Raw genomic sequence first — 20,062 nt, forward strand, 5'->3', positions numbered from 1 at the left:
GACACCGGGTGCGCGGCGCCGCATCCGGCTACGTACACCGGTCCGGGGACAGCGACCGCGCCCGAACCGTACGAGACCACGTCCGGGAGGTGGCCGATCACGTCCGGGAGGGACGCGATCACGCCCCGGACGCACCAGACGCGAGTGGACACCGCCGATGCGAGCGGTCCTGAATGGGGGAGTTCCCGTGGCGAATGACGAGAAGCTGCTCGATCACCTCAAGTGGATGACGGGCCAACTCCGCCAGGCCAAGCGCCGCCTGCAGGACCACGACGACCGCGCCCACGAACCGATCGCCGTCATCGGCACCGGCTGCCGCCTGCCCGGTGGCGCCGACACCCCGGAGAGGCTGTGGGAGCTGGTCGCCACCGCCCGCGACGCCGTCGGCGCCCTCCCCGAGGACCGGGGCTGGGACCTCGACACCCTCCTCGACCCCGACCCGGACAAGCCGGGCACCGTCCACGCCCGAGGCGGCGGATTCCTCGACGACGCCGCCCGGTTCGACGCCTCCCTCTTCGGCATCTCCCCCCGCGAAGCCCTCGCCGTCGACCCCCAGCAGCGGCTCCTGCTGGAGACCGCCTGGGAGGCCGTCGAACGCGCGGGCATCGACCCCGCCTCCCTCCACGCCACCCCCACCGGCGTCTTCGTCGGCACCAGCAACCAGGACTACGCCACCCTCCTCGACGGCGCCCGGGCCACCGAAGGGCACCGCCTCACCGGCAACGCCACCAGCGTCGCGTCCGGGCGGATCGCCTTCACCCTCGGCCTCGAAGGCCCCGCGGTGACGGTGGACACGGCCTGTTCCTCCTCGCTGGTCGCCCTCCACCTGGCCGTCCAGTCCCTGCGCCGGGGCGAGTGCGACCTCGCTCTCGCCGGCGGGGCGACCGTGATGGCCACGCCCGGCGTGTTCGTCGAGTTCAGCCGCCAGGGCGGCCTGGCCGCCGACGGCCGCTGCAAGGCGTTCGCCGGGTCCGCCGACGGCACCGGCTGGGGCGAGGGCGCCGGGATGGTCCTCGTGCAGCGGCTCTCCGACGCCCTGCGCGACGGGCACGAGGTGCTCGCCGTCGTCCGCGGCTCCGCGGTCAACCAGGACGGCGCCAGCAGCGGCCTGACCGCCCCCAACGGCTCCGCCCAGCAGCGCGTCATCCGCCAGGCCCTCGCCGACGCCCGTCTCGCACCCTCGGACGTGGACGCGGTGGAGGCGCACGGCACCGGTACGAAGCTGGGTGACCCGATCGAGGCGCAGGCCCTCCTCGCCACCTACGGCCAGGGACGGGACGCCGACCGGCCGCTCTGGCTGGGTTCCCTCAAGTCGAACATCGGCCACACCCAGGCCGCCGCCGGTGTCGCCGGCGTCATCAAGATGGTCGAGGCCCTCCGCCACGGCGTCCTGCCCAGGACCCTCCACGTCGACGAACCGACCGCGCACGTCGACTGGTCCGCGGGCGCGGTCGGTCTCCTGACCGAGTCCCGGGCCTGGCCCGAGGAAGAGGGCCGCCCGCGCCGCGTGGGCGTCTCCTCGTTCGGGATGAGCGGCACCAACGCCCACGTGGTCCTGGAACAGGCCCCCCGGCCGGAACCCGCCCCGGAGGAGCCCGCCGCCCCCGTTCCGGGAGCCGTGCCGTGGGTTCTCTCCGGCAAGTCGGTGGAGGCGTTGCGCGCTCAAGCGGCCAGGCTGCTGACCGAGCTGCCCGGGGAGCCGTCCCTCACCGATGTGGGTTTCTCGCTGGCGACGACGCGGACGGCGTTGGAGCACCGGGCGGTGGTGGTGGGTGATACGCGGGCTGGACTGCTGGACGCCTTGTCGGCGGTGGCTGAGGGTCGTGGTGCGGCGGGTGTGGTCGAGGGTGTGGCGGGTGAGCCGGGCCGGGTGGCGTTCGTGTTCCCCGGGCAGGGGTCGCAGTGGCAGGGCATGGCCGTGGAACTGCTGGGTTCCTCGCCGGTGTTCGCTGCGCGGATGGCGGAGTGCGGTGAGGCGCTGTCGGCGTTCACCGACTGGTCGCTGGACGACGCCCTGCACGGCCGGGTGGACACCGAGCGGGTGGACGTGGTCCAGCCGCTGCTGTTCGCCGTGATGGTCTCCCTCGCGGCCGTGTGGGAGGACTGGGGGGTGCGCCCGTCGGCGGTGATCGGTCACTCCCAGGGGGAGATCGCCGCCGCGTGTGTGGCGGGCGTGCTGTCGTTGCGGGACGCGGCGCGTGTGGTGGCGTTGCGGTCGCGGGCGATCGTGGCGCTGGCGGGCAGGGGCGGGATGGTGTCCGTGCCGCTGCCGGTGGACCGGGTGCGTGAGGACCTGGCCGGCTACGAGGGCCGGGTGTCGGTGGCGGCGGTCAACGGTCCGGCCTCGGTGGTGGTCTCCGGCGACGTGCAGGGTTTGGAGGCTCTCATGGCGCACTGGACGGAGGGGGGTGTGCGTGCTCGTCGGATCGCGGTGGACTACGCCTCTCACTCCGCCCACGTGGAGGAGCTGCGTGACGAGCTCCTTCAGGTGCTGTCCCCGATCCGGCCGCGGGCGGGGCGTGTTCCGGTGTATTCGACGGTGACGGGTGTGGCGGAGGACGGTTCGGGCTTCGACGCCGCCTACTGGTTCACCAACCTGCGTCGGACGGTGGAGTTCGAGACCGCCACCCGCAGTCTCCTCGCCGACGGTTATGGCGTGTTCGTGGAGTCGAGTCCGCATCCGGTGGTGAGTCTGGGGGTGCAGGAGACGATCGAGGACAGCCCGTCCGCTGCCTCGGCCGTCACCGTGGGGTCGTTGCGCCGGAACGACGGCGGTCTGGACCGGATGCTGCTCTCCCTCGCCGAACTCCACGTCCGAGGTGTCTCGCCGGACTGGGCGAAGGTCTTCCCCGGCGCCCGCCGGACCCCTCTGCCCACGTACGCCTTCCAGCACGAGCGCTATTGGCCGGAGCCGGGCGCGGCCTCCGGGACGACCGGTGACCCCGCCGACCTCGGCCTGGCTCCGACCCACCATCCGCTTCTCGCGGCATCGGTCACCCTGGCGAGCGGAGAGGGCTCCGTCCTGACCGGGCGCCTCTCGCTCGCCGCCCACCCCTGGCTCGCCGACCACGTCGTGGGCGGACAGGTCGTGGTTCCCGGTACGGCCTTCCTGGAACTCGCCGTGCACGCGGGCGACCAGATCGGCGCCCGGAGCGTGGAAGAACTCACCCTCCACGCGCCTCTGCTCCTCACCGACGCCTCCGAACACCAGGTGCAGGTCACTGTCGGCTCCCTCGACGAATCCGGCCGCGCACCCGTCACCGTCCACGCCCGCGTCACGAGCGACGACGACCATGCCCCGTGGACCCGTCACGCCGACGGCACCCTCACCACCGAGGCCCCCGACACGCCCGCGACGGACGACCGGAACTGGCCGCCCGCAGCGGCCCAGGAGGTGGACGTCACCGACCTGTACCCCTCGCTCGATTCCCGCGGGCTCATCTATGGCCCCGCCTTCCGAGGAGTACGCCGGGCCTGGCGCAGCGGGGACGAGGTGCTGGCGGAGGTCCGGCTCGACTCCGCCCACCACGACGACGCCACCGCGTACCACCTGCACCCCGCCCTGCTGGACTCCGCGCTGCACACCGCCGTCCTCGGCGACCACACCGGCGGCGACGGCCCAGCAGTCGCCGCGTTGCCGTTCTCGTGGCGCGATGTCACGGTGCTCGCCGGCGGGGCCTCGGAGCTCCGCGTGCGCGTCACCGGTGTCGGCAGCGACGAGATCACGCTTCGTGCCGACGATCCGCAGGGCACCCCCGTCCTGCGCGTCGGCGGGCTCGCGCTGCGGCCGATCCCCGAGGGCGGCATCAGCCCCGCCTCCTCCGGCCCTGCGGACGCCCTCTTCCAGGTCGAGTGGACACCCATGCCCTCAGTGCGGGGAGCCGACGGCGAGGCCCGCGCGATCCGTGTGCTGCCCTCGCCCGCACACCTGTCGGCGGCCCTCGGCACGGACGATGCCCCGGACGCCGGGGCGGTCGCGGTCCGCTGCGGCGGCGGAGAGGGAGAAGGGCCAGGACGGATCCACTCCGCCACCGCGGCCGTGCTCGACCTTCTGCGTCTCTGGCTGGCGGACGCGTCGAGGGAGACCTCCCCCCTCGTGCTCCTGACCACGGGTGCGCATGGCGGGGGTGTTGCGGTGGCGGATGCGGTGTGGGGGTTGGTGCGGTCGGCGCAGTCGGAGCATCCGGGGCGTTTCGTGTTGGTGGAGGCTGACCGGGAGTTGTCGGCGGCGGAGGTTGCCGGGGTGGTGGCTTCGGGTGAGCCGCAGGTGTGGGTGCGGGGTGGGGAGGTGCGGGTTCCTCGTCTGGCGCGGGTGCGGGGTGGGGGCGGGTCCGGTCGGGTGCCGGTGTTCTCGGGTCGTGGTGTGGTGTTGGTGACGGGTGGGACGGGGGTTTTGGGTGGTGTGGTGGCGCGGCATCTGGTGGCGGTGCACGGGGTGCGTCGTCTGGTGCTGACGAGTCGTCGGGGTGCGGCGGCTGAGGGTGCGGAGGTGTTGCGGGAGGAGTTGCTGGGGCTGGGGGCTGCCGAGGTGGCGGTGGTGGCCTGTGATGTGGCTGATCGTGGTGCGGTGGCCGGGCTGCTGGATGTGTTTGCGGTGTCGGCGGTGGTGCATGCCGCGGGTGTGCTGGATGACGGTGTGGTGGAGTCGGTGACCGCGGAGCGGTTGTCGGCGGTGTTGCGGCCGAAGGTGGACGGGGCGTGGTGGCTGCATGAGCTGACGGTCGAGCGGGGTGTCGAGCTGGACGCCTTCGTGTTGTTCTCGGCGGCTGCGGGTGTGTTCGGGAATGCGGGTCAGGGTGCGTATGCAGCGGCCAACGCGGTGCTGGACGGGCTGGCGCTTCACCGGCGTTCGCTGGGGTTGGCCGGGCAGTCGCTGGCGTGGGGGCTGTGGGCCGAGGCCAGTGGGATGACCGGGCATCTGGGGGACGGTGATCTGCGGCGGTTGGGTCGTTCGGGGGCGCGTGCGCTCTCCTCGGCCGAGGGCGTCGCGCTCCTCGACCTCGCCCTCACCACCGACGTACCGCTTCTGCTGCCCGCCCCGATCGACCTCGCCGCCGTTCGCGCCCGCGCCACGGAGACGGGTGTTCCGCCGCTGCTCCGCGGCCTGGTCCGGCCGCAGCGTCCCCGGGCGCACGCGCGGAGCGCCGGTGACTCGGAGCGGGCGGACTCCGCTTCCGCCTTCGTGGACCAGCTCCGCCCGCTGGGTGCGGCGGAGCGTGTGGGTCGGGTGTTGGGGTTGGTGCGGGAGCAGGTGGCGGCGGTTCTCGGGTATGGGGACGGGGCGTCGGTGGGGGAGGCGCGGGCGTTCAAGGATCTGGGGTTCGATTCGCTGACGGCGGTGGAGCTGCGGAACCGGGTGGCGTCGGTGACGGGGTTGCGGTTGCCGGCGACGTTGGTTTTCGATCATCCGACTCCGCGTGATCTGGCGGCGTTCCTCTGTGTGGAGTTGGAGGGTGGGCCGGGGGCGGGGGTTGATGCCGGGCGTCGGGGGCCTGGTGGTGGTGTGGTTCCGGTCGACGAGCCGGTGGCGATCGTGGGGATGAGCTGCCGGTATCCGGGTGGTGTGGGGTCGCCGGAGGAGTTGTGGGACCTGGTGGTGTCCGGTCGGGACGGGGTGGGTGGGTTTCCGTCGGACCGGGGGTGGCCGCTCGGTGGCGGTACGTATGCCCGGGCGGGTGGTTTTCTGTATGACGCGGCGGATTTTGATGCGGGGTTGTTCGGGGTCTCGCCGCGTGAGGCGTTGGCGATGGATCCGCAGCAGCGGTTGTTGCTGGAGGCGTCCTGGGAGGTGTTCGAGCGGGCGGGGATGAGTCCGGGGTCGGTGCGTGGCAGCCGTACGGGTGTCTTCGCCGGGGTGATGTACCACGACTACGCCAGCCGCCTGAACGAAATCCCGGAGGAGCTCGAAGGCTTCCTCGGCAACGGCAGCGCGGGCAGCGTGGCCTCGGGGCGTGTGGCCTACACCTTCGGCCTGGAGGGCCCGGCGGTGACGGTGGACACGGCCTGTTCCTCCTCGCTGGTGGCGCTCCACCTGGCCGCCCAGTCGCTGCGGTCGGGCGAGTGCGATCTGGCCCTGGCCGGCGGCGTCACCGTGATGTCCACCCCCGGCCTCTTCTCCGAGTTCTCGCGGCAGGGCGGTCTGTCGGCGGACGGCCGGTGCCGGTCGTTCGCGGGTGCCGCCGACGGCACCGGATTCGCCGAGGGCGTGGGCGTCCTCCTGCTGGAGCGTCTTTCGGACGCGGAGCGCAACGGCCATCAGGTGCTGGCGGTGCTGCGCGGCTCGGCGGTCAACCAGGACGGCGCCTCCAACGGGCTGACCGCCCCCAACGGCCCCTCCCAGCAGCGCGTCATCCGCCAGGCGTTGGCCAACGCGGGTCTGGAGCCCGCGGAGGTGGACGCGGTGGAGGCGCACGGCACCGGCACCAAGCTGGGTGACCCGATCGAGGCGCAGGCGCTGCTGGCCACCTACGGGCAGGGGCGCGAGGCCGACCGGCCGTTGTGGCTGGGTTCGGTGAAGTCGAACATCGGGCACACGCAGGCCGCCGCCGGTGTCGCGGGGGTCATCAAGATGGTCGAGGCGATGCGCCACGGCGTCCTCCCGCAGACCTTGCACGTGGACGAGCCGACCGCGCAGGTCGACTGGTCGGCGGGAGCCGTCTCGCTGCTGACGGAGACCCGCGACTGGCCGCAGAAGAACGACCGCCCGCGCCGGGCGGGCGTCTCCTCCTTCGGCGTCAGCGGCACCAACGCCCACGTGATCGTCGAGGAGTCGGTCCCGCCCGCGTCCCCCGCACCGGCACCCGCCACCGCTCCCGGGAACACGACCGTGCCGTGGGTACTGTCCGCGAGGACGCCGGAGGCGCTGGCCGAACAGACGGCGCGGTTGTCGGCGTACGTCGAGGAGCGGGCGGAGCTGCGCCCGGCGGACATCGGGCTGTCGCTGGCGACGACCCGCGCGGCCCTGGAGCACCGGGCCGTGGTGGTCGGCTCCTCGCGCGAGGAACTGCTCGCGGCACTCGAGGGTGTACGGGTCCCTGGGCCGGTGGCCTCCTCCGGAGCCCTCGGCCTGCTGTTCACGGGTCAGGGGGCGCAGCGGGTCGGGATGGGGCGGGAGTTGTATGCCGCGTATCCGGTGTTCGCGGAGGCGTTCGATGCGGTGTGTGCGCGGGTGGACGGTGGGCTGGGCCGGTCGTTGAAGACGGTCGTGTTCGACGGTGAGGGTGCGGAGGGTGTTGGTCTGCTGGATCGGACGCGGTTCACGCAGGCGGCGTTGTTCGCGGTCGAGGTGGCGTTGTTCCGGCTGCTGGAGTCGTGGGGGGTGCGCCCGGACGCACTCCTGGGCCACTCGGTCGGGGAGATGGCGGCCGCGCATGTGGCCGGGGTGCTGGACCTGGACGACGCGTGTGCGTTGGTGGTGGCGCGTGGTCGGTTGATGGATGCTCTGCCCGCGGGTGGGGCGATGGTGGCGGTCGAGGCGTCGGAGGAGGAGGTCCGTGCGGCGCTGGTCGACGGTGTCTCCCTCGCCGCGGTGAACGGGCCGCGTGCGGTGGTCGTCTCGGGTGCGGAGGCGGCGGTGGAGCAGGTGACCGCCGCGCTCGCGGAGCGGGGCGCGCGTACGAAGAGGCTGACGGTCAGTCATGCGTTCCATTCGGTGTTGATGGATCCGATGCTGGAGGAGTTCCGGCAGGTCGCAAAGACGCTGACCTACGGGCCCGCCCGCATCCCGGTGGTGTCGAACCTCACCGGTGAGGTCGCCGGCCCCGAACTCTCGACGGCCGGTTACTGGGTGCGGCACGTGCGCGAGGCGGTCCGGTTCGCCGACGGCATCCGGACGCTCCACGACCGGGGGGTGACGCGGTTCCTCGAACTGGGCCCGGACGGTGTGCTCACCGCCATGGCACAGAACACCTTGCCGGAGGCCGAGAGCGGGCTCTTCGTCCCCCTCCTGCGTAAGGACCGCGAGGAAACGTTCTCCCTGGTCACCGCCCTCGGCCGCCTGCACGCCCACGGCGGTGAGGTCGACTGGGCGGTGTTCTTCGCCGGAACGGACGCGCGCCGGGTTCCGCTGCCTACATACGCCTTCCAGCGCAGCCGCTACTGGCTGGAGGACGCGGTGGGGAGCGTTCCGGGCAGGCCGGTGGACGGGGAGTCCGAGGAGTTCTGGCGCGTCGTGGAGCGGGGCGCGGCGGACGAACTGGCGCAGGTGCTCGCGGTCGATGCGGAGCAGGTCGCGCCGGTCATGCCTGCCCTGACCTCATGGCGCCGGAGCCGGCTCGCACGGTCGGCTGCCCAGAATTGGTACTACCGGATCGACTGGACACCGGTGGCCCAGGCGCCGAGCCGACCGGCGCTGCTGGAGGCACTGGTGCTCCTGCCCGCCGACGCCCCCGCCTGGGCGCGGGAGGCGGCCGCACAGCTCGCCCACCGAGGCGCCACGATTGCCGAGCTGCCCGCAGAGGCCGGACCGCACGAGCTGGCGGGAGCGCTCGACGGCACGGACCACAACCTGGTCGTCTCGCCGCAAGTCTCTCCCGTATCACTCCCCGCCCTCCTGCGTGCCGCGGAGACCAGGGGCGTCCGGATCTGGTGCCTGACGCGCGGGGCGGTCTCCACCGGACCGGCGGACGACGCCTTCACGGACATCGAGGCGGCCGGGGTGTGGGGGCTGGGCCGGGTGGCGGGGCTGGAGCTGCCGGGGGTGTGGGGCGGGTTGATCGATGTGCCGGCTGGTGCTGATGGCTGGGTGTGGGACCGGGTGTGCGGGGTGCTGGCCGCTGCCGGTGCTGGTGCTGCTGGTGCTGCTGGTGCTGTGGGTGTGGGTGGTGCTGGTGGTGTTGAGGATCAGGTTGCGGTGCGTGCCGGTGGGGTGTGGGGGCGTCGTCTGGTGCGGGTGGTGCTGCCTTCGGGGCAGGGGTGGTGTCCGCGGGGGACGGTGTTGGTGACGGGTGGTACGGGTGGTCTGGGTGCGCGGGTGGCGCGGTGGGCTGCCGGCCAAGGTGCTGAGCGGTTGGTGTTGGTGAGTCGTCGGGGGCTGGGGGCTCCGGGGGCTGTGGAGTTGCGGGATGAGCTTGCTGGTCTGGGGTGTGAGGTGGTGGTGGCGGCGGTCGATGTGACCGACCGGGAGGCGGTTGCGGGGCTGTTGGCGGCGTATCCGGTGGATGCGGTGGTGCATGCGGCCGGGGTCGTGGGGACGGGTGCGGTGACGGAGTGCGGTGAGGAGGAGTGGGCGGAGGTCGCCGGGGCCAAGGTGCTGGGTGCTCGTTGGCTGGATGAGCTGACGCGGGGGCGTGAGCTTGATGCTTTTGTGCTGTTCTCCTCGATCGCGGGGGTGTGGGGCAGTGGTGGGCAGGGTGTGTATGCGGCGGCGAACGCGCAGTTGGACGCGTTGGCTCGGCGGCGGTGTGCTGAGGGGTTGCCGGCGACGTCGTTGGCGTGGGGTCCCTGGGACGGCGAGGGGATGGCGGCCGGAGCCGCGGGCGAAGAGCTGCGCCTGCGCGGACTGACCCCGCTGCCCACCGACGCCGCGCTCACCACGCTGAGCGCCCCCCTGGCCGACCCCTGTCTGGCCGTCGCCGACGTGGAGTGGCAGCGGTTCGCCGCCCCCTTCACCGCTGCCCGCCCCAGCCCTCTGCTCGCCGCCCTGCCCGAAGCCGCCGCCCACGACGGCGCGGACCCGGCAGCCGATGCCGCGCCGGGCGACGCGGCCCCTTCGGGCTCCGCGCCGACCACGGCCGCCGCCGAACTCTCCGCCTACGGCCGCACCCTGCTCGCCCTCCCCGGCGAGGAACGCGCGGCGGCCCTGCGGGAACTGGTCCGGGACCGCACCGCGCAGGTGCTGGGGCACGGGCCCGGCACCGGGCACGCCATCCGCTCCGACCATGCCTTCCGTGAACTCGGCCTCAGCTCGCTGACCGCCGTGGAACTCCGCGACGAACTCTCCTCCGCGCTCGGCGTACGCCTGCCCGCCTCGGCCGTCTTCGACCACCCCACCCCGGCAGCACTCGCCGCCCTGCTGGACGCGGGGATCAGCGGCCCCCTTGCCACCGGAACGACCTCCGCGCGTACGTCCGCCGCCCGACCGGCCGACGAACCGCTCGCCATCGTCTCCATGGCTTGCCGCTACCCCGGTGGAGTCGACTCCCCCGAGCGCCTCTGGTCCCTGCTCGCCTCCGGGGGCGAGGCCCTCACACCGTTCCCCGAGGACCGGGGATGGGACCTGGAAGCGCTCTTCGCCGAGGGCGAGGACGGCCGGGGCAGGTCGGTGGTCTCCCGGGGCGGGTTCCTGGACGGCGCCGCCGACTTCGACGCCCCCTTCTTCGGGATCTCGCCGCGTGAGGCGCTGGCGATGGACCCGCAGCAGCGCCTGCTCATGGAGGTCTCCTGGGAGACACTGGAGAGGGCGGGCATCGACCCGCGTTCCCTGCGCGGCAGCGCCGGCGGCGTGTTCGTCGGGGCCAGCAACCAGGACTACGTCTCCCTGCTCGCCGGCGGCGTCGAGGACGTCGAGGGCCACCTCGCCACGGGCAACGCCAGCAGTGTCGCCTCGGGCCGCCTCTCCTACACGCTGGGCCTCGAAGGCCCGGCGGTGACGGTGGACACGGCCTGTTCCTCCTCGCTGGTCGCGCTCCACCTGGCGGCCCAGTCCCTCCGCCAGGGCGAGTGCGACCTCGCCCTCGCGGGCGGCGTCACCGTCATGCCCACCCCGGGCACCTTCGTCGAGTTCAGCCGCCAGGGCGGCCTGGCCGCCGACGGCCGCTGCAAGGCCTTCGCGGACGCCGCCGACGGCACGGGCTGGGGCGAGGGCGTCGGGATGCTCCTGGTCGAGCGCCTGTCGGACGCCCAGCGCAACGGTCATGAGGTGCTGGCGGTGCTGCGGGGCAGTGCGGTCAACCAGGACGGCGCCTCCAACGGCCTGACCGCCCCCAACGGCCCGTCGCAGCAACGGGTGATCATGCAGGCGCTGGCCGCCGCCGGGCTGAAGCCCGATGACGTGGACGCGGTGGAGGCCCACGGCACCGGTACCAAACTCGGCGACCCGATCGAGGCACAGGCCCTCCTCGCCACCTACGGGCAGGACCGTCCCGAGGACCGGCCGCTGTGGCTCGGTTCGGTGAAGTCCAACATCGGGCACACCCAGGCCGCCGCCGGAGTCGCCGGGGTCATCAAGATGGTCGAGGCGATGCGTCACGGCACGCTGCCGAAGACCCTCCACGTCGACGCGCCCACCTCCCACGTCGACTGGGACCAGGGCGAGGTCCGCCTCCTCACCGAGGAGCGCGCCTGGCACCGGGCCGAGGGCCGCCCGCGCCGCGCGGGGGTCTCCTCCTTCGGCATGAGCGGCACCAACGCCCACGTGGTGCTGGAACAGGCCCCCGAACCGGAGCCCGCCGAAGCGGCGCAGGAACCCGCCGAGCCCACGTGCGGTGCCGTGCCGTGGACGCTTTCGGCGAGGACGCCTGAGGCGCTGCGCGCCCAGGCCTCACGCCTGCTGACGGCGGTTGCGGAAGACCCCGCCTCCCCGGCTGATGTGGGTTTCTCGCTGGCGACGACGCGGACGGCGTTGGAGCACCGGGCGGTGGTGGTCGGTGATACGCGGGCTGGACTGCTGGACGCCTTGTCGGCGGTGGCTGAGGGTCGTGGTGCGGCGGGTGTGGTCGAGGGTGTGGCGGGTGAGCCGGGCCGGGTGGCGTTCGTGTTCCCCGGGCAGGGGTCGCAGTGGCAGGGCATGGCCGTGGAACTGCTGGGTTCCTCGCCGGTGTTCGCCGCGCGGATGGCGGAGTGCGGTGAGGCGCTGTCGGCGTTCACCGACTGGTCACTGGACGACGCCCTGCACGGCCGGGTGGACACCGAGCGGGTGGACGTGGTCCAGCCGCTGCTGTTCGCCGTGATGGTGTCCCTCGCGGCGGTGTGGGAGGACTGGGGGGTGCGTCCGTCGGCGGTGATCGGTCACTCCCAGGGGGAGATCGCCGCCGCGTGTGTGGCGGGCGTGCTGTCGTTGCGGGACGCCGCGCGTGTGGTGGCGCTCCGGTCCCGCTCGATCGTGGCACTGGCGGGGCACGGTGGCATGGTGTCCGTGCCGCTTCCTGTTGAACGTGTCCGCGAGGACCTGGCCGACTACGAGGGCCGGGTCTCGGTCGCGGCCGTCAACGGTCCGGCCTCCGTGGTGGTCTCCGGCGACGTGCAGGGCCTGGACGCTCTCATGTCGCACTGGACGGAGGGGGGTGTGCGTGCCCGTCGGATCGCGGTGGACTACGCCTCCCACTCCGCCCACGTGGAGGAGCTGAAGGACGAACTCCTTCAGGTGCTGTCCCCGATCGAGCCGAGGGCGGGGCGGATACCGGTGTATTCGACGGTGACGGGTGTGGCGGAGGACGGTTCGGGCTTCGACGCCGCCTACTGGTTCACCAACCTGCGTCGGACGGTGGAGTTCGAGACCGCCACCCGCAGTCTCCTCGCCGACGGTTATGGCGTGTTCGTGGAGTCGAGTCCTCATCCGGTGGTGAGTCTGGGGGTGCAGGAGACGATCGAGGACAGCCCGTCCGCTGCCTCTGCCGTCACCGTGGGCTCGCTGCGCCGGAACGACGGCGGTCTGGACCGGATGCTGCTCTCCCTCGCCGAACTCCACGTCCGAGGTGTCTCGCCGGACTGGGCGAAGGTCTTCCCGGCCGCCGCCCGCCGCGTCGACCTGCCCACCTACGCCTTCCAGCGTGAGCGGTACTGGCCCACGCCCGCTCCTCGTACGGGTGATGTGTCGGCGGCCGGGCTGGTGTCGGCCGAGCATCCGCTGCTCGGGGCGGCGGTGACCTTGGCGGGTGGTGAGGGTGCGCTGCTGACGGGGCGGCTGTCGCTGGAGACGCATCCCTGGCTCGCCGACCACGTCGTGGCCGGGCGCGTCGTCGTCCCCGGCACCGCCCTCCTGGAAATGGCGATCCGGGCAGCCGAGGAGGTCGGCTGCCGCCAGGTGGAGGAACTGGTCCTGGAGACTCCGCTCGTCCTCCCGCAGCGGGGGGCCGTGGACCTTCAGGTTTCCGTCGGGGCCGAGGACGGCTCCGGGTGCCGCTCGATCTCCATCCACTCGCGACCCGACACCTCCCAGGAGGCCGACTGGCGGCGGAACGCCCACGGTTCCCTCGCCGAGGCCGCCCCGAGCGGTTGGACGGAAGCGCAGGAGTGGGCCGGACGTCTCGGCGACTCGTCGATCCCGTGGCCGCCCGCCGGCGCCGAGGAGGTCGGCCTCGAATCGCTCTACGCCCAGCTCGCCGAGGGCGGACTCGTCTACGGCCCCGTCTTCCGGGGCTTGCGCACGGCATGGCGCCGGGGAGACGAACTCTTCGCGGAGGTGCGGCTCCCGCAGGAGGAGGAGACCGGTGCCGATGCGTACGGAACCCACCCCGCCCTGCTCGATGCGGCGCTGCACGCCGCCGCCCACCGGGACTTCGCCGGACCGGAGGCCGAAGGCGGCCTTCCGTTCTCCTGGCGCGGTGTCGCGGTCGGCGTCCGGGGCGTGACCGAGGCCCGCGTCCGGCTGACCCGCGCGGGCACGGACGCCGTGACGGTCACCCTCGCCGACCCGACCGGGCGCCTGCTGGCCTCGGCCGAGTCGCTCGCCCTGCGCCCCCTGGCCACCGACCTCTTCGACGCTCCGCCGGCCGACGACTCCTTGTTCCGCCTCACCTGGGATCCGATGACCGGTCCTACGGCCGCGGGCGAGGCTCCCACGATCGTGTGGCACACGGAGTTCCGGACGGCCGTCCGCAGTCTCACCGGTGCCGGAGAGGCACTGCCCGAGGTCGTCGCCGTACGTCGTACGTCCGTTGAGCCCCAGGCGGCCGAGGTGCACCGGGAGGCCGCAGAGGCGCTCGCCTTCGTGCAGGCGGTCCTGGCCCTGTCCGGGGAACGCGGCTCCGGACCCCGGGGCCTGATCGTCCTGCCCGCCGACGACCTCGCGGCCGCAGGGGTGCGCGGGTTGGTGCGGTCGGCGCAGTCGGAGCATCCGGGGCGTTTCGTGCTGGTGGAGGCCGATCGCGAACTGACGGCCGCAGAGGTGGCAGGCGTCCTGGCCTCCGACGAACCGGAGGTGGCTCTCCGGGGTGGGGAGGTGCGGGTTCCTCGTCTGGCGCGGGTGCGGGGTGGGGGCGGGTCCGGTCGGGTGCCGGTGTTCTCGGGTCGTGGTGTGGTGTTGGTGACGGGTGGGACGGGGGTTTTGGGTGGTGTGGTGGCGCGGCATCTGGTGGCGGTGCACGGGGTGCGTCGTCTGGTGCTGACGAGTCGTCGGGGTGCGGCGGCTGAGGGTGCGGAGGTGTTGCGGGAGGAGTTGCTGGGGCTGGGGGCTGCCGAGGTGGCGGTGGTGGCCTGTGATGTGGCTGATCGTGGTGCGGTGGCCGGGCTGCTGGATGTGTTTGCGGTGTCGGCGGTGGTGCATGCCGCGGGTGTGCTGGATGACGGTGTGGTGGAGTCGGTGACCGCGGAGCGGTTGTCGGCGGTGTTGCGGCCGAAGGTGGACGGGGCGTGGTGGCTGCATGAGCTGACGGTCGAGCGGGGTGTCGAGCTGGACGCCTTCGTGTTGTTCTCGGCGGCTGCGGGTGTGTTCGGGAATGCGGGTCAGGGTGCGTATGCAGCGGCCAACGCGGTGCTGGACGGGCTGGCGCTTCACCGGCGTTCGCTGGGGTTGGCCGGGCAGTCGCTGGCGTGGGGGCTGTGGGCCGAGGCCAGTGGGATGACCGGGCATCTGGGGGACGGTGATCTGCGGCGGTTGGGTCGTTCGGGGGCGCGTGCGCTCTCCTCGGCCGAGGGCGTCGCGCTCCTCGACCTCGCCCTCACCACCGACGTACCGCTTCTGCTGCCCGCCCCGATCGACCTCGCCGCCGTTCGCGCCCGCGCCACGGAGACGGGTGTTCCGCCGCTGCTCCGCGGCCTGGTCCGGCCGCAGCGTCCCCGGGCGCACGCGCGGAGCGCCGGTGACTCGGAGCGGGCGGACTCCGCTTCCGCCTTCGTGGACCAGCTCCGCCCGCTGGGTGCGGCGGAGCGTGTGGGTCGGGTGTTGGGGTTGGTGCGGGAGCAGGTGGCGGCGGTTCTCGGGTATGGGGACGGGGCGTCGGTGGGGGAGGCGCGGGCGTTCAAGGATCTGGGGTTCGATTCGCTGACGGCGGTGGAGCTGCGGAACCGGGTGGCGTCGGTGACGGGGTTGCGGTTGCCGGCGACGTTGGTTTTCGATCATCCGACTCCGCGTGATCTGGCGGCGTTCCTCTGTGTGGAGTTGGAGGGTGGGCCGGGGGCGGGGGTTGATGCCGGGCGTCGGGGGCCTGGTGGTGGTGTGGTTCCGGTCGACGAGCCGGTGGCGATCGTGGGGATGAGCTGCCGGTATCCGGGTGGTGTGGGGTCGCCGGAGGAGTTGTGGGACCTGGTGGTGTCCGGTCGGGACGGGGTGGGTGGGTTTCCGTCGGACCGGGGGTGGCCGCTCGGTGGCGGTACGTATGCCCGGGCGGGTGGTTTTCTGTATGACGCGGCGGATTTTGATGCGGGGTTGTTCGGGGTCTCGCCGCGTGAGGCGTTGGCGATGGATCCGCAGCAGCGGTTGTTGCTGGAGGCGTCCTGGGAGGTGTTCGAGCGGGCGGGGATGAGTCCGGGGTCGGTGCGTGGCAGCCGTACGGGTGTCTTCGCCGGGGTGATGTACCACGACTACGCCAGCCGCCTGACCAGCGTCGGTGAGGACCTCGAGGGGTACATCGGCACCGGGAACTCCGCGAGCGTCGTCTCCGGCCGCCTCTCCTACGCCTTCGGCCTGGAGGGCCCGGCGGTGACGGTGGACACGGCCTGTTCCTCCTCGCTGGTGGCGCTCCACCTGGCCGCCCAGTCGCTGCGGTCGGGCGAGTGCGATCTGGCCCTGGCCGGCGGCGTCACGGTCATGGCGACGCCCGCGGTGTTCGAGGAGTTCTCGCGGCAGGGCGGTCTGTCGGCGGACGGCCGGTGCCGGTCGTTCGCGGGTGCCGCCGACGGCACCGGATTCGCCGAGGGTGTGGGCGTCCTCCTGCTGGAGCGTCTTTCGGACGCGGAGCGCCACGGTCATCAGGTGCTGGCGGTGCTGCGCGGCTCGGCGGTCAACCAGGACGGCGCCTCCAACGGGCTGACGGCGCCGAACGGTCCGTCGCAGCAGCGGGTGATCCGGCAGGCGTTGGCCAACGCGGGTCTGGAGCCCGCGGAGGTGGACGCGGTGGAGGCGCACGGCACCGGTACGAAGCTGGGTGATCCGATCGAGGCGCAGGCGCTGCTGGCCACCTACGGGCAGGGGCGCGAGGCCGACCGGCCGTTGTGGCTGGGGTCGGTGAAGTCCAACATCGGGCACACGCAGGCCGCCGCCGGTGTCGCGGGGGTCATCAAGATGGTCGAGGCGATGCGCCACGGCGTCCTCCCGCAGACCTTGCACGTGGACGAGCCGACCGCGCAGGTCGACTGGTCGGTGGGAGCCGTCTCGCTGCTGACGGAGCCCCGCGACTGGCCGCAGAACGACCGCCCGCGCAGGGCGGGCGTCTCCTCCTTCGGTATCAGCGGCACCAACGCTCACATCATCATCGAACAGCCCGCCCCCACCCCGTCCGAGCCCTCGGTTCACCGGACGCCGGCCCTCGAACCGACCGTCCCCTGGCTGCTCTCCGGAGAATCCGCCGAGGCTCTGCGGGAGCAGGCCCTCCGGCTCACCGCGTACATCGAGACCACCGCACCCGAGCAGTCCCCGGCCGACATCGCCCTCTCCCTGGCCACCACCCGTGCGGCACTGCGGCACCGCGCGGTCGTCGTCGGCTCCCGACGAGACGACCTCCTCGCCGGACTGGCGGGAGTACGGTCCCGGGGCGCGGTCTCCTCCGGAGGGCTGGGCCTGTTGTTCACGGGTCAGGGTGCGCAGCGGGTCGGGATGGGGCGGGAGTTGTATGCCGCGTATCCGGTGTTCGCGGAGGCGTTCGATGCGGTGTGTGCGCGGGTGGACGGTGGGCTGGGCCGGTCGTTGAAGACCGTCGTGTTCGACGGTGAGGGTGCGGAGGGTGTTGGTCTGCTGGATCGGACGCGGTTCACGCAGGCGGCGTTGTTCGCGGTCGAGGTGGCGCTGTTCCGGCTGCTGGAGTCGTGGGGGGTGCGCCCGGACGCACTCCTCGGCCATTCGGTCGGGGAGATCGTGGCCGCGCATGTGGCCGGGGTGCTGGGTCTGGACGATGCGTGTGCGTTGGTGGTGGCGCGTGGGCGGTTGATGGATGCTCTGCCCGCGGGTGGGGCGATGGTGGCGGTCGAGGCGTCGGAGGACGAGGTCCGTGCGGCGCTGGTGGAGGGTGTTTCGGTCGCTGCGGTGAACGGGCCGCGGGCGGTGGTCGTCTCCGGTGCGGAGGCGGCGGTGGAGCAGGTCGCCGCCGCGCTCGCCGAGCGGGGCGCGCGTACGAAGAGGCTGACGGTCAGCCACGCGTTCCATTCGGTGTTGATGGATCCGATGCTGGAGGAGTTCCGGCAGGTCGCAAAGACGCTGACCTACAGGCCCGCCCGCATCCCCGTCGTCTCGAACCTCACCGGTGAGGTCGCAGGGCCTGAGCTGTCCACGCCTGACTACTGGGTGCGGCACGTCCGTGAGGCGGTCCGCTTCGCCGACGGCATCCGGACGCTCCACGACCGGGGGGTGACGCGGTTCCTCGAACTGGGCCCGGACGGTGTGCTCACCGCCATGGCGCAGAACACCCTTCCCGATGCCGAACCCGGCGCCGACGAAGTCCTGTGCACCGCGGTCCTGCGCAAGGACCGCGAGGAAACGTTCTCCCTGCTCACCGCCCTCGGCCGCCTGCACGCGCACGGCGGCGAGGTCGACTGGGCCGCGTTCTTCGCCGGCACCGGCGCCCGGCCGGTCGCCCTGCCGACGTACCCGTTCCAGCGCACCCGCTACTGGCTCGACGCCGAACCGCTGGAGGGCGTCTCCGGCGCCGGGACGGCGGACGCCGAGACGGACGAGTTCTGGCGGGTCGTGGAGCAGGGCGCGGCGGACGAGCTGGCGCAGGTGCTGGCGGTGGACGCCGAGCAGCTCGCACCAGTTTTGCCCGCCCTGACCTCGTGGCGGCAGCGCCGTCGTGACCAGCGCGAACAGTCCGCCCTGAGCTACGAGATCGTCTGGCGGCCGTGCGCCTCGCAGCCCACCGGGTCCCTCGACGGCTGGGCGGCCGTCGTCCCGGCGGGCGAACCGGCCGCGGCCCGCGCGCTGGCAGACCGGGGCGCGGTGGTCGTCACGGTGTCCGACAGCCAGGACACGGAGTGCGCGGACCTGGTCCGCGAAGCGACCGCCGACGTGGAGCTGAAGGGCGTCCTCTGCCTGCTGCCCGACGCTCCGTCCGCCCTGCGCCTGCTCCGTAGCGCGGCCGCGCTGGAGGAGGGCGTCCCGCTCTGGGCGCTCACCCAGGGAGCCGTTGCGATCGGTGACGCGGACGCGCCGCCCTCGCCCACCGCCGCCGGGGTGTGGGGGCTGGGCCGGGTGGCGGGGCTGGAGCTGCCGGGGGTGTGGGGCGGGTTGATCGATGTGCCGGCTGGTGCTGATGGCTGGGTGTGGGACCGGGTGTGCGGGGTGCTGGCCGCTGCCGGTGCTGGTGCTGCTGGTGCTGTGGGTGTGGGTGGTGCTGGTGGTGTTGAGGATCAGGTTGCGGTGCGTGCCGGTGGGGTGTGGGGGCGTCGTCTGGTGCGGGTGGTGCTGCCTTCGGGGCGGGGGTGGTGTCCGCGGGGGACGGTGTTGGTGACGGGTGGTACGGGTGGTCTGGGTGCGCGGGTGGCGCGGTGGGCTGCCGGCCAAGGTGTTGAGCGGTTGGTGTTGGTGAGTCGTCGGGGGTTGGGGGCTCCGGGGGCTGTGGAGTTGCGGGATGAGCTTGCTGGTCTGGGGTGTGAGGTGGTGGTGGCGGCGGTCGATGTGACCGACCGGGAGGCGGTTGCGGGGCTGTTGGCGGCGTATCCGGTGGATGCGGTGGTGCATGCGGCCGGGGTCGTGGGGACGGGTGCGGTGACGGAGTGCGGTGAGGAGGAGTGGGCGGAGGTCGCCGGGGCCAAGGTGCTGGGTGCTCGTTGGCTGGATGAGCTGACGCGGGGGCGTGAGCTTGATGCTTTTGTGCTGTTCTCCTCGATCGCGGGGGTGTGGGGCAGTGGTGGGCAGGGTGTGTATGCGGCGGCGAACGCGCAGTTGGACGCGTTGGCTCGGCGGCGGTGTGCTGAGGGGTTGCCGGCGACGTCGTTGGCGTGGGGTCCCTGGGACGGCGAGGGGATGGCGGCCGGAGCCGCGGGCGAAGAGCTGCGCCTGCGCGGACTGACCCCGCTGCGCGAGGAGGTGGCCCTGCGCGCGCTGGGCGCGGCGGTCGGCAGCGGGCGGGCGGAGACCGTCCTCGCCGACGTGGAGTGGCAGCGGTTCGCCGCCACCTTCACCCTGCTGCGCCCCAGCCCGCTCTTCACCACGCTCCCCGAGGCGGCTCTCCAAGCCGAGCCCCCCGCCGACCAGGCCTCCGAAGCCTCGGCCGAGGGACTCTACCGGCGGCTCGCCCCGCTCACCCCGGCCGACCGGACCACCGAACTCGTCCAGCTCGTACGGGACCTGGCCGCGCAGGTACTCGGCCACGCCACGACCGAGGCCATTCCCGGCGGACGCGCCTTCCGCGAACTCGGATTCGACTCGCTGACCGCCGTGGAACTCCGCAACCTGCTGAGGGAAGCCACCGGACTGGCGCTCCCGGCGACACTCACCTTCGACTTCCCGACCCCGGCCGCCGTGGCCGGGCACCTTCAGGCCCTGCTCTTCACCGGTGGCGACGCCGGAACCGGAGCGGCCGCCGACCCCAAGGAAGCGGCACTGCGCGCGGCCCTCGCCACCGTGCCGCTCTCCCGCCTGCGCGATGCGGGGCTGCTCGACGCCCTCTTCGACCTGGCGGGTCTGGAACCCGAGGCCTCGTCCGCAGGCGAGGAACTGGAACACCTGGGCTCGATCGACACGATGGACGCCGCGAGGCTCATCGAGATGGCACTGGACCAGGGTGATTCCTGATGGCTTTCGACAAGTGGAGCA

Annotated in this window: 1 protein-coding gene; it reads left to right on the forward strand. The window is 72.9% G+C overall.

Annotated elements, in window-relative coordinates; genetic code table 11:
* Positions 1-157: 157 nt before the first annotated feature.
* Positions 158-20,041: a type I polyketide synthase gene (locus tag C1708_RS34635; RefSeq protein WP_133169034.1), complete on the forward strand. Its 19,884-nt coding sequence runs from the start codon at positions 158-160 to the stop codon at positions 20,039-20,041.
* The last annotated feature ends 21 nt before the right edge of the window (positions 20,042-20,062 follow it).

The organism is Streptomyces sp. DH-12, from assembly GCF_002899455.1.
In the GTDB taxonomy this organism is placed as follows: Bacteria; Actinomycetota; Actinomycetes; order Streptomycetales; family Streptomycetaceae; genus Streptomyces.